Origin of the sequence: Xanthomonas sacchari (assembly GCF_040529065.1) — a bacterium.
Classification (GTDB): Bacteria; Pseudomonadota; Gammaproteobacteria; order Xanthomonadales; family Xanthomonadaceae; genus Xanthomonas_A; species Xanthomonas_A sacchari.
Window position 1 is genome coordinate 1,284,778 of the sequence record NZ_CP132343.1, and the last position, 11,558, is coordinate 1,296,335.

10 protein-coding genes are annotated in these 11,558 nt (G+C 70.7%); 1 reads left to right on the forward strand and 9 read right to left on the reverse strand.

The window, feature by feature from the left end; translation table 11 throughout:
- Positions 1–70: 70 nt before the first annotated feature.
- The 9 genes from leuB to ilvC all read right to left on the reverse strand — a co-directional run bounded on the left by leuB (position 71) and on the right by ilvC (position 9,238).
- A complete protein-coding gene (leuB, locus tag RAB71_RS05505; RefSeq protein WP_010344481.1) occupies positions 71–1,132 on the reverse strand; it encodes a 3-isopropylmalate dehydrogenase in 1,062 nt (353 codons plus the stop codon).
- Entirely contained in the window at positions 1,122–1,700 is a 579-nt protein-coding gene (gene leuD, locus RAB71_RS05510) for a 3-isopropylmalate dehydratase small subunit (RefSeq protein WP_010344480.1), read from the reverse strand. The genes leuB and leuD overlap by 11 nt, the downstream gene beginning before the upstream one ends.
- Positions 1,700–1,882 (reverse strand): hypothetical protein, encoded by a 183-nt coding sequence (locus RAB71_RS05515; protein ID WP_010344479.1) that lies wholly within the window; start codon positions 1,880–1,882, stop codon positions 1,700–1,702. Before RAB71_RS05515 ends, leuD begins: the two co-directional genes overlap by 1 nt.
- The gene (gene leuC / locus RAB71_RS05520) at positions 1,882–3,297 is read right to left on the reverse strand and encodes a 3-isopropylmalate dehydratase large subunit (RefSeq protein ID WP_010344478.1); all 1,416 of its coding nucleotides are present in this window, start codon (positions 3,295–3,297) and stop codon (positions 1,882–1,884) included. The genes RAB71_RS05515 and leuC overlap by 1 nt, the downstream gene beginning before the upstream one ends.
- A gap of 84 nt (positions 3,298–3,381) precedes the next feature.
- Positions 3,382–4,938, reverse strand: a complete 1,557-nt coding sequence (locus RAB71_RS05525; protein WP_010344477.1) for a 2-isopropylmalate synthase — start codon at positions 4,936–4,938, stop codon at positions 3,382–3,384.
- Complete coding sequence (locus tag RAB71_RS05530) at positions 4,935–6,038, reverse strand: threonine dehydratase (protein WP_041499993.1); 1,104 nt, start codon at positions 6,036–6,038, stop codon at positions 4,935–4,937. Before RAB71_RS05530 ends, RAB71_RS05525 begins: the two co-directional genes overlap by 4 nt.
- 195 nt (positions 6,039–6,233) lie before the next feature.
- Positions 6,234–6,482, reverse strand: a complete 249-nt coding sequence (locus RAB71_RS05535; RefSeq protein WP_010343388.1) for an ACT domain-containing protein — start codon at positions 6,480–6,482, stop codon at positions 6,234–6,236.
- Positions 6,466–8,187: an acetolactate synthase 2 catalytic subunit gene (gene ilvG / locus RAB71_RS05540; RefSeq protein ID WP_010343387.1), complete on the reverse strand. Its 1,722-nt coding sequence runs from the start codon at positions 8,185–8,187 to the stop codon at positions 6,466–6,468. The genes RAB71_RS05535 and ilvG overlap by 17 nt, the downstream gene beginning before the upstream one ends.
- A gap of 43 nt (positions 8,188–8,230) precedes the next feature.
- Positions 8,231–9,238: a ketol-acid reductoisomerase gene (gene ilvC / locus RAB71_RS05545; protein WP_010343386.1), complete on the reverse strand. Its 1,008-nt coding sequence runs from the start codon at positions 9,236–9,238 to the stop codon at positions 8,231–8,233.
- A 489-nt stretch (positions 9,239–9,727) separates the two neighbouring features.
- Between ilvC and ggt the strand changes: the two genes are divergently transcribed.
- Positions 9,728–11,449, forward strand: a complete 1,722-nt coding sequence (gene ggt / locus RAB71_RS05550) for a gamma-glutamyltransferase (RefSeq protein ID WP_010343385.1) — start codon at positions 9,728–9,730, stop codon at positions 11,447–11,449.
- The last annotated feature ends 109 nt before the right edge of the window (positions 11,450–11,558 follow it).

Sequence of the window (11,558 nt, forward strand, 5' to 3'; positions counted from 1 at the left end):
AGTGGGCGTTCCGCACCCGCCGCATCGTCGCGGCGGGCGGGAGGCGGCCGGCGCCGGTGGCCGGCGCGGATCAGCCCTGCAGGCGCTGCAACACTGCCTGCGTGGCCGCCTCGGTGGAGATGCCCTGGCCGGGCGCGGCGAGATCGGCGGTGAACGCCTGCGCCTCGAGCGCGGCATCCACCGCCTGCTCGATCGCCACCGCTTCGGCGTCCAGGCCCAGCGAATGGCGCAGCAGCAGCGCCGCGCTGAGGATGGTCGCGTAGGGATTGGCGATGCCCTTGCCGGCGATGTCCGGCGCCGAGCCGTGGATCGGCTCGTACAGGCCGATGCGGCCGTCGCCCAGCGAGGCCGACGGCAGCAGCCCCAGCGAGCCGGCCAGCATCGAGGCTTCGTCGGTGAGGATGTCGCCGAACATGTTCTCGGTGACGATCACGTCGTACTCGCGCGGCTTGGCCAGCAGGTGCATGGCCATCGAATCGACCAGTTGGTGTTCCAGGCGCACGTCCGGGAATTCCTCGCGGCCGATGCGCGCGGCGACGTCGCGCCACAGCCGCGAGGTTTCCAGCACATTGGCCTTGTCCACCGAGACCACGTGGTTGCGGCGCTGCCGGGCCAGGCGGAACGCGCTGCGCAGCACCCGTTCGATCTCCGCGACGGTATAGCGGCACAGGTCGCTGGCGTCGCTGGCGCTGCGGGTCTTGTCGCCGAAGTAGATGCCGCCGGTCAGTTCGCGCACCACCACGATGTCCACGCCCTGCAACAGGTGCGGCTTGATCGGCGAGGCGTCCAGCGCCGCCTTGTGCGGTTTGACCGGGCGCAGGTTGGCGAACAGGCCCAGGCCGCGGCGGATCGCCAGCAGGCCCTGCTCCGGGCGCACCTTGGCGTTGGGATCGGACCACTTCGGTCCGCCGACCGCACCCAGCAGCACCGCGTCGGCGCCCTGGCAGGCGGTCAGCGTGGCCGCCGGCAGCGGCTCGCCGTGACGGTCGATGGCGATGCCGCCGATGTCGTGTTCGTGGAACTGGAAGTCGTGGCCGTGGCGCGCGGCGACGGCGCGCAGCACCGCGATCGCGGCGGTGGCGACTTCCGGACCGATGCCGTCGCCGGGCAGGACGACGATGTCAGCGTGCATGGGTGACCTCGTAGCGTTCGATATCGGGTTGGCGCAGCAGCAGATAGCCCATCTCGTCCACGCCTTCGAGCAGGCAGGTTTGCGAGAACGCGTCGAGCGGGAAGCTGTAGACGCGGCCGTCGGGCGTGCGCAGTTCGCGCGCGGCCACGTCCACGGTCAGTTCGTCGTCCGGGCGCTGCATCAGCGTCTGCACGTCGTCCTCGGCCAGCACGATCGGCAGCAGGCCGTTCTTGAGGCTGTTGTTGCGGAAGATGTCGGCGATCTCGCTGCTGACGATGGCGCGCAGGCCCAGGTCGGTCAGCGCCCACGGCGCATGCTCGCGCGAGGAGCCGCAGCCGAAGTTGCGCCCGGCCAGCAGGATCTGGCGGCCGGCGTTGTGCGCCTGGTTGAAGGCGAACTCCGGGTTCGGCGTGCCGTCGGCCTGCCAGCGCCAGTCGTTGAAGGCGTGGCGGCCGAGGCCGGCGCGCTCGGTGGTGGACAGGAACCGCGCCGGGATGATCTGGTCGGTGTCGATGTTGGTCTGGCGCAGCACCACGCTGCGCGAGGTGAGGGTGGCGAAGCCGGCCATCACGGGGTCTCCTGGGAAGCGACGGAGTCGAGGGCGGGTGCCGCGGCGTCGGCCACGGGCGGCGGCAGCGCCACGGGCGGCACGTGCGGCGGCAGCAGCGGCTGGTGGCGATGCGCGAAAGCGCGGGTGGTGGTGGCGACGAAGGTCAGCGTGGCCGCGAACGCGGCGATGTGCGACGCCATCACGCGACCTCCGCGAACAGCGCGCGCGGATCGCTGACCTTGCCGTTCACCGCCGCCCAGGCCGCGGTCAGCGGCGAGGCCAGCAGGGTGCGCGAGCCCGGGCCCTGGCGGCCCTCGAAATTGCGGTTGCTGGTACTCACCGCCAGCTGTCCCGGCGCCACCAGGTCGCCGTTCATGGCGATGCACATCGAGCAGCCGGACTCGCGCCATTCCGCGCCGGCCGCGCGCACCACCTCGTGGATGCCCTCGGCCTCGGCCTGGCGCTTGACGATCTCCGAACCCGGCACCACCAGCATGCGCACGTGCGGCGCCACCTTGCGTCCGCGCAGCACCTGCGCCACGGCGCGCATGTCGCTGAGCCGGCCGTTGGTGCAGGAACCGACGAACACCACGTCCACCGGCGTGCCGATCAGCGCGTGCCCGGCTTCCAGGTGCATGTAGTGCAGGCCCTTCTGCGCCGCCGGATCCTGTGCGGCCGGGATCGGCACGTCCACCGCGATCGCGGTGCCGGGGTGGGTGCCCCAGGTCAGGGTCGGGCGGATGTCGCGCGCATCGATGCGCACCTCGACGTCGAAGCGCGCGCCGGGATCGCTGCGCAACTGCGACCAGCGCTGCACGGCGGCGTCGAAATCGGCGCCCTTGGGGCCGCGCGGGGTGTTGGCGACCCAGTCGAAGGTGACCTGGTCCGGCGCGACCATGCCGGCGCGCGCGCCGGCCTCGATCGACATGTTGCACAGGGTCATGCGCTGCTCCATGTCCATCGCTTCGATGGTGGAGCCGCGGTATTCCAGCACGTGGCCGGTGCCGCCGTTGACGCCGATGACGCCGATGATGTGCAGGATCACGTCCTTGGCGCCAACGCCCGGCGCCAGCGGCCCGTCGACGGTGATCGCCATGGTCCTGGCCTTGCGCTGCAGCAGGCATTGCGTGGCCAGCACGTGGCCGACCTCGCTGGTGCCGATGCCGAACGCCAGCGCGCCGAACGCGCCGTGCGTGGAGGTGTGGCTGTCGCCGCAGACGATGGTCATGCCGGGCTGGGTGAAGCCCTGTTCCGGCGCGATCACGTGGACGATGCCGCGGTTGTCCGAGCCCATGTCGAACAGTTCGATGCCGTAGTCGGCGCAGTTGCGCGCGAGCATGTCCACCTGCGCCTCGGAGGCCGGGGTGTAGTACGGCAGCTTGCCGTCGGCGCCGCGCGGCAGGGTCGGCGTGGAATGGTCCATCGTCGCCTTGGTGCGGTCGGGCCGGCGCGGCGCCAGGCCGCGCGTCTTGAGTTCGGTGAACGCCTGCGGCGAGGTCACTTCGTGGATCAGGTGCAGATCGATGTACAGCACCGCCGGGGCGGCGGCGCTTTCGGGGACGACGACGTGCGCGTCCCACAGCTTGTCGTACAGGGTGCGGGGAGTGGCGGACATTGCGGAACTACCTGGCAGGAAAGCTGGGCGGGGAGGGCGAGCGAAGGCGAGCGTGCACGAGGACGATGACCGCGGCGTGGCCGCTCAGGCCATCGCGTCGGCGGCGGCCGGCGCCGCCTGGCGCTGGCGCAGCACGCGGTTGGCCACGTCCAGCCAGGCCAGCGCGCTGGCCTCGATGATGTCGCGGCTGGTGCCGGTGCCGTCGTACTCGACCTCGCCGTGGCGCACGCTGAGGTTGGCCTCGCCGCGCGCATCGGCGCCGATGCCGACGCTGTGCACCTGGTAGCTGTCCAGCACCAGCTGCACGCCGGTGGCGGCCGACAGCGCGGCGAACAGCGCGTCCACCGGGCCGTCGCCCTCGGCGCGTTCGCTGACCCGCTGGCCGTCCGGGTCGGACAGCTCGACCTGCGCGCTGGCGCGCTGGCCGCGGTCGCTGACGGTCATCGACGACAGCCGGTAGCCCTGGCTCTCCGGCGCGTCCTGCATCATCGCCTGCAGGTCGGCGTCGTTGACCACGCGCTGCTGTTCGCACAGCGCCTTGAACGCGTCGAAGGCGATGTTCAGTTCGGCCTCGTCCAGCACGTAGCCCAGCGCACGCAGGCGCTGCTCGACCGCGGCGCGGCCGCTGTGGCGGCCCAGCACCATCTGCGAGGACTCCCAGCCCACGTCTTCCGGGCGCATGATCTCGTAGGTGCCGCGGTGACGCAGCATGCCATGCTGGTGGATGCCCGACTCGTGGGCGAAGGCGTTGCCGCCGACGATCGCCTTGTTGCGCTGGACCGGCATGCCGACCAGGCGCTGCAGCAGCTGCGAGGTGGCGACGATGCGCGGCGTGTTGATCGCGGTGTCCAGTTCGTAGAACGCGTTGCGCACCTTCAGCGCCATCGCGATCTCTTCCAGCGCGCAGTTGCCGGCGCGCTCGCCGATGCCGTTGATGGTGCATTCCACCTGCCGCGCGCCGCCTTCCACCGCGGCCAGCGAGTTGGCCACGGCCAGGCCCAGGTCGTTGTGGCAGTGGGTGCTGAACACCACGCGGTCGGCGCCGGGCACGTTGGCGATGATCCGCGCGAACATGCCGCGGATCTCTTCCGGGGTGGTGAAGCCGACGGTGTCGGGCAGGTTGATGGTGGTGGCGCCGGCGGCGATCGCCACGCTGGCGACCTCGGCCAGGAAATCCTCCTCGGTGCGGGTGGCGTCCTCGGCCGAGAACTCCACGTCGTCCACGTACTGGCGCGCCAGCGCCACGTGCTTGCGCACCGACTCCAGGACCTGCTCGCGGGTCATGCGCAGCTTGTGCTCGCGGTGCAGCGGGCTGGTCGACAGGAACACGTGCAGGCGCGGATTGGCCGCCGCTTCCAGCGCCCGCGCCGAGGTCTCGATGTCGGCGGCCAGGCAGCGTGACAGCACCGCCAGGGTCGGCGTGCGCAGCTCGCGGCCGATCAGCGCCATCGCCTCGCGGTCGGACTGCGAGCTGGCCGGGAAGCCGGTCTCGATGATGTCCACGCCCAGCTCGGCCAGGGCGCGCGCCATCACCAGCTTCTGCGGCGGGGTCATGCTGCAGCCGGGGGATTGCTCGCCGTCGCGCAGGGTGGTGTCGAAAATGCGGATGCGGGGGGTCTGGGAAGAAACGGAAGTGTTCACCAGATGGGTTCCTCTACGGCGGCGGTGGCTTGCGGATGGGGATGCGGGGACGGCGCGATGCGGGCAGGGGCGGGCGGGGCGGGACGTTGGCTGCGAAGTCGCTCGGCGCTGCGGCGGCGCGGCTTGCGCGGCGGGCGCGGGCGCACCTCCGACAGCAGCGTCGCCAGCACGCCGGCGTCGATGTTGCCACCGGACACCACCGCGCACTTGCGCTTGCCGGCGACGCGGCGCCCGGCCGCCAGGGCCAGCGCGCCGGCGCCCTCGGCGATGACGTGCTCCTCCAGCGCCAGGCGGACCAGCGTTTCGCGCAGTTCCGCCTCGCGCACGATCACCACATCGTCGAGCAGGCTGGCGCACAGCCGGCGGGTGATGAACCCGGGGATTTTAACCTTGACGCCGTCGGCCAGGGTGGGCACCGGATCCACGGCGCGGACGTCGCCGCGGATCGCCCGCGCCATCGAGTCCACGCCTTCGACCTGGGCACCGACCACGCGCACGCCCTGCGAGCGCAGCGCCAGGGCCACGCCGGAGGCCAGGCCGCCGCCGCCGATCGGCACGATCACCACGTCCGGGGCGTGCGCGGCCAGTTCGATGCCGACGGTGCCCTGGCCGGCGATCACGTCCGGGTCGTCGAAGGCGGACAGGAAGCGGTAGCCGTTCTGCTCGGCCAGCTCGCGGGCGAAGGCGAAGGCCTCGTCGTAGCTGTTGCCGTGCTGGCGCACGGTGGCGCCCCAGTGCGCGACGCCTGCGATCTTGGTCTGCGGTGCGCCGTGCGGCATCACCGTGATCGCCTGCACGCCCAGGCGGTGCGCGGCCCAGGCCACGCCCTGCGCGTGGTTGCCGGCGGAGGCGCAGATCACCGCGCGCTCGTCGCCGCGTTCCAGCCCGGCCAGCAGCGCGTTGAGCGCGCCGCGCACTTTGTAGGAGCCAGTGCGCTGCAGGTTCTCCAGTTTCAGCCAGACGCCGAAGCGCTCGGCGTAATGCACCGGCGTCGGCGACAGATAACGGCGCAGCCGCGCCTGCGCGGCCAGCACGTCGGCCACGCTGACGGCGACGTGGCCTACATCCGGCTCCTGCGCAGGGCGGCCGGCGTCAGACATGGTGGGGCCGGGAGCGGGGAGTGGGGAGTGGGGATGCGCAGCGGGAATCCTGGGCGCAGGAGAGAAGAAGCGACCTCCGTTGAAGAAGATGCCTCCGCATGGCAGCACGGCGCTGGCGCGGCAGGACCGCCAGGCACGCCGGGACGTTGGGATGCGCGCCCAATCCCGACTCCCCACTCCCGAATCCCGGCGCCATCACGCTACGCCGTCCAGCGCGGTCACGCGCACCGATTCGCAGTCGTAGACCTTCTCCATCTGCAGGCGCAGGGTCTCGCCGGGACGGTTGCCGTCCACCACCAGTTGCAGGTGCCAGCGGCCGGCGTCCTCGGCCACCGGCGCACCGCTGATCGAGATCGGCGCGAAGCCGCGGCGTTCGGCCATGCCGATCGCGCGCAGCAGGGCGCCGTCGATCGGTTTCAGCACCAGGTCAAGCTGGTAACGCATGTGTCGTCTCCTGGCGCTGGGTCGCGGGATTGCTTTCCAGCATGGTGCTGTTGGCGGTGTTCGGCGGCACCAGCGGCCACACGTTGGCGCGTGCGTCGATGGCCACGTGCAGCAGCGCCGGGCCCGGCTGCGCCAGCAGCTCGGCCAGCGCGTCGTCGACCTGGCCGCGCGCGGTGATGCGCTTGGCCGGGATGCCGAACACCTGCGCCAGCGCGGCGAAATCCGGGTTGTCGGACAGGTCGATCTCGCTGTAGCGCTCGGCGAAGAACAGTTCCTGCCACTGCCGCACCATGCCCAGCGAACTGTTGTCCAGCAGCACGATCTTCACCGGCAGCTTGCAGCGGGCGATGGTGACCAGCTCCTGCACGTTCATCATGAAGCTGCCGTCGCCGCTGACCAGCACCACGGTGCGGTCGGGGCAGGCGAACTGCGCGCCCATCGCCGCCGGCAGGCCGAAGCCCATGGTGCCCAGCGCGCCGCTGGTCAGGTGATTGCGCGGGTGGTTGAAGCGGCAGTGCTGGGCGACCCACATCTGGTGCTGGCCGACGTCGCAGGCGATCACGGTGTCGGCCGGGGCCAGTTCGCTCAGCCGCTTCAGCAGGCCGGGCGCGTAGATGTCCTGCCCGGGCGCGTCGTAGCGCGCGCCGAACTTCTCGCGGTGGGCGACGCAGCGTGCGTGCCACGGTTCGCAGGTGCTGGTGGCCGCGGCCAGCGCGCGCAGCGACTGCGCCACGTCGCCGGGCACGGCGATATCGGCCTGGCGCAGCTTGGAGATCTCGCAGGCGTCGGCGTCCAGGTGGATGACCCGGGCGAACGGCGCGAATTCGGCCAGCTTGCCGGTGGCGCGGTCGTCGAAGCGCGCGCCGACCACGATCAGCAGGTCCGACTCCTGCACCGCCATGTTGGCGGCGCGGGTGCCGTGCATGCCGAGCATGCCCAGGTAATGCGGGTGCGCGTGCGGCAATGCGCCCAGGCCGCGCAGGGTCAGCACGGTGGGGATGCGGGTGGCCTCGACGAACTGGCGGAACGCGTCCACCGCATCGCCCAGGGCGATGCCGCCGCCGCCGTAGATCACCGGCTTCTCGGCGCCGGCGATCGCCGCCAGCGCCTCGGCCAGCACCGCGTCCTGCGGCGCCGGCGGGGTCGGCACCGCCGCCGGCACGTGCGCCGGCAGATGCGCGGCATCGGCCAGTTGCACGTCCTTGGGCAGGTCGATCAGCACCGGCCCCGGCCGCCCCTCGCGGGCGATGCGGAACGCGTCGCGCAGCACCTGCGGCAGGTCGTCCACGTGCCGCACCAGGAAGCTGTGCTTGACGATCGGCAGGGTCAGCCCGAACACGTCCAGTTCCTGGAACGCGTCGGTGCCAAGCAGCGGCGTGGCGACCTGCCCGGTCAGGCAGATCATCGGCACCGAGTCGAGCATCGCATCGGCAATGCCGGTGACCAGGTTGGACGCGCCCGGGCCGGACGTGGCGACGCACACGCCGACCCGTCCGCTGGCGCGGGCGTAGCCGTTGGCGGCCAGCGCCGCGCCCTGTTCGTGGCGGACCAGGATGTGCTTGAGCTGGCTGTCTACCAGCGCGTCGTAGAACGGCATGATGGTGCCGCCCGGATAGCCGAACAGCGTGTCCACGCCTTCGGCTTCCAGGGCCTGCGTCAGCCAGCGCGCGCCGTTGCGGGGCGTGCCGTGAGCGGAGGAGTTCATACGGTGGCGACCTTTCGGTGGAAGCGGGTGGGGGAGCCGCGGGTTACGCGGCCTTGGTGCCGCCGGCGGCCGGTGCGGCAGCGGCGTCGCCGTTGAGCCACACCATCTTGGCGCGCAGCTGCTTGCCGACCGTTTCGATCGGGTGGTCCAGATCGGCCTGCTTGAACTTCTTGTAGTTCGGCAGGCCGGCGTCGTACTCGGCCACCCAGTTCTTGGTGAAGGTGCCGTTCTGGATGTCGGTCAGCACGTCGCGCATGCGCTCCTTGGTGGCCGCGTCGATCACCCGCGGGCCGCTGACGTAGTCGCCGTACTGCGCGGTCTCGGAGACGAACTCGAGCATGCGGGTGATGCCGCCTTCGTAGAACAGGTCGACGATCAGCTTCAGTTCGTGCAGCACTTCGTAGTAGGCGATTTCCGGCTGGTAGCCGGCTTCCACCAGCACTTCGAAGCCGGCCTGCACCAGCGACGAGGCGCCGCCGCACAGAACCGCCTGCTCGCCGAACAGATCGGTCTCGGTCTCTTCCTTGAAGGTGGTCTTGATCAGGTTGGCGCGCGCGCCGCCCAGGCCGGCGGCGTATTCCAGCGCGAACTGCTCGGCCTTGCCGCTCTTGTCCTGGTACACCGCCCAGATGCACGGCACGCCGCGGCCGATCTCGTACTCGCGGCGCACCAGCGCGCCCGGGCCCTTCGGCGCGACCAGCACCACGTCCAGGTCGGCGCGCGGCTTGATCATGTCGAAGTGCACGTTCAGGCCATGCGCGAACAGCAGGCAGGCGCCCTGCTTCATGTTCGGCGCCAGCACCTCCTCGTACAGCTTCTTCTGCACCATGTCCGGGGTCAGCACCGCGACCAGGTCGGCGTCCTTGACCGCCTCGGCGGGGCTCTTCACCACGAAGCCGTCGGCCTGCGCCTTGGCTTCGGTCGGGCCGCCGGCACGCAGGCCGATGGTGACGTCGAAGCCGGACTCGCGCAGGTTCAGCGCGTGCGCGCGGCCCTGGCTGCCGTAACCGACGATGGCGATCTTGGTGGTGGGCTGGGCGGAACTGGTCATGGGGCGGATGTCCTTGAACGGTGTTGGAGTGGAGAGGGGTCTTGCATTCGTGGTCACTGAAACGAAAAACCCCGCGCCGTTGCCGGTGCGGGGTCTGATCGAATCCTGGCTGCTTGTCGCTTACACGCCGGTTCGTCCCGCACTTGTGGGCGAGGTAATAAGCACGAGTACGAGGAGCGGCGCGGCAGCGTCCGCGCGCAATGCGGCGGGCTGGTGGGTCGGCTTCGGGCGGGTGTGGCGTTGCAACATGCAGCGAGATAAACATGGGCTTTGCGCGACTGTCAACTGTGTCGCGGGCCCTTCTGCACGAATGTGCCGAAAGCCGCGCCAGCACTGCATGGTTACGCATGAAACGGAGGCGGCGCGGGCGGCGAATGGCGCCAATTGCGCGGAAATCCGGCGATTGCCGATGGCGCGATGTGCGCGCGTGCGCGGCGCCGCCCGCCGCACTCGGGTACGGTGGGCGTCCCTGTTTCCGGAGAGCCGCGCATGTCCGTCTCGCTTCCTTCCCTGGCGCGCCTGGCGCTGGCCTTGGCGCTGGCCACGTCGCTGCCGGCGCAGGCCGCCGACCGCATCACCGGCCAGCCGTTCGCCACCCGCTCGGAAGTGATCGCTCCGCACGCGATGGCCGCCACCTCGCAGCCGCTGGCCACGCAGGTCGCGCTGGACACGATGCGCGATGGCGGTTCGGCGGTGGACGCGGCGATCGCCGCCAACGCCGCGCTGGGGCTGATGGAGCCGACCGGCAATGGCGTCGGCGGCGACCTGTTCGCCATCGTCTGGGATCCGAAGACGCAGAAGCTGTACGGCTACAACGGCTCCGGCCGCTCGCCCAAGGCACTGACCCTGGCCGAGTTCCAGCGCCGCGGGCTGAAGGAGATCCCGGCCACCGGCCCGCTGCCGGTGTCGGTGCCCGGCGCGGTCGACGGCTGGTTCGCGCTGCATGAGCGTTTCGGGCGCAGGACGATGGCGCAGAACCTGGCGCCTGCGATCCGCTACGCCCGCGACGGCCATCCGGTGGCCGAGACCATCGCCTACTACTGGGGCCTTTCGGTGCCGCGGCTGTCGCAGTACCCCGGCTTCAAGGAGCAGTTCACCATCGACGGCCGCGCCCCGCGCAAGGGCGAGCTGTGGAAGAACCCGAACCTGGCCAACACCCTGCAGCAGATCGCCGACGGCGGCCGCGACGCGTTCTACAAGGGGCCGATCGCGCGCACCATCGATGCCTACTTCAAGGCCAATGGCGGCTTCCTGCGCTACGAGGACCTGGCCAGCCACCACGGCGAATGGGTCGAGCCGGTGTCCACCAACTACCGCGGCTACGACGTGTGGGAACTGCCGCCCAACAGCCAGGGCATCGCCGCGCTGCAGATGCTCAACATCCTGGAGGGCTACGACTTCTCCAGGATCCCGTTCGGCTCGGCCGAACACGTGCACCTGTTCACCGAGGCCAAGAAGCTGGCCTTCGCCGACCGCGCGCGGTTCTATGCCGACCCGGCGTTCCAGCCGGCGCCGCTGGCGCGGCTGATCTCCAAGGACTACGCCGCGCAGCGGCGCGCGCTGATCTCGATGGACCGCGCGCTGAAGCAGGTGCAGCCGGGCACGCCGAAGCAGCTGGAAGAGGGCGACACCATCTACCTGACCGTGGCCGATGCCGACGGCATGATGGTGTCGCTGATCCAGTCCAACTACCGCGGCATGGGCAGCGGCATGGCGCCGCCGAGGCTGGGCTTCATCCTGCAGGACCGCGGCGAGATGTTCGTGCTGCAGAAGGATCATCCCAACGGCTACGCGCCGGGCAAGCGTCCGTTCCAGACCATCATCCCCGCGTTCGTGACCAAGGACGGCAAGCCGTGGCTGAGCTTCGGCGTGATGGGCGGGGCGATGCAGCCGCAGGGCCACGTGCAGATCCTGATGAACCTGATCGATTTCCACATGAACCTGCAGGAGGCCGGCGACGCGCCGCGGATCCAGCACGATGGCTCCACCGAGCCGACCGGGCAGGCCACCGCGATGCGCGACGGCGGCGAGCTGAACCTGGAGACCGGCTTTTCCTACGACACGATCCGCGCGCTGATGCGCAAGGGTCACCGGGTGATCTTCGCCGACGGCCCGTATGGCGGCTACCAGGCGATCGCGCGCGATCCGGACAGCGGCGTGTACTACGGCGCCTCGGAGAGCCGCAAGGACGGACAGGCCGCCGGGTATTGAGGAAACGCCGCAACTGGGCCCGGGGCTCGGGGCCCGCAAAAGCGAGGGCGTCATACACAACGCGATCCGGCCGCTACGTCCGGTTCGCGCGCGCCAGGCGGCGATCGTG

Bases quoted from the DNA above. Each gene is read 5' to 3' on its own strand.
- leuB (WP_010344481.1), bottom strand. From the start codon at position 1,132: ATGCACGCTGACATCGTCGTCCTGCCCGGCGACGGCATCGGTCCGGAA.
- leuD (WP_010344480.1), bottom strand. From the start codon at position 1,700: ATGGCCGGCTTCGCCACCCTCACCTCGCGCAGCGTGGTGCTGCGCCAG.
- RAB71_RS05515 (WP_010344479.1), bottom strand. From the start codon at position 1,882: ATGGCGTCGCACATCGCCGCGTTCGCGGCCACGCTGACCTTCGTCGCC.
- leuC (WP_010344478.1), bottom strand. From the start codon at position 3,297: ATGTCCGCCACTCCCCGCACCCTGTACGACAAGCTGTGGGACGCGCAC.
- RAB71_RS05530 (WP_041499993.1), bottom strand. From the start codon at position 6,038: ATGTCTGACGCCGGCCGCCCTGCGCAGGAGCCGGATGTAGGCCACGTC.
- RAB71_RS05535 (WP_010343388.1), bottom strand. From the start codon at position 6,482: ATGCGTTACCAGCTTGACCTGGTGCTGAAACCGATCGACGGCGCCCTG.
- ilvG (WP_010343387.1), bottom strand. From the start codon at position 8,187: ATGAACTCCTCCGCTCACGGCACGCCCCGCAACGGCGCGCGCTGGCTG.
- ilvC (WP_010343386.1), bottom strand. From the start codon at position 9,238: ATGACCAGTTCCGCCCAGCCCACCACCAAGATCGCCATCGTCGGTTAC.
- ggt (WP_010343385.1), top strand. From the start codon at position 9,728: ATGTCCGTCTCGCTTCCTTCCCTGGCGCGCCTGGCGCTGGCCTTGGCG.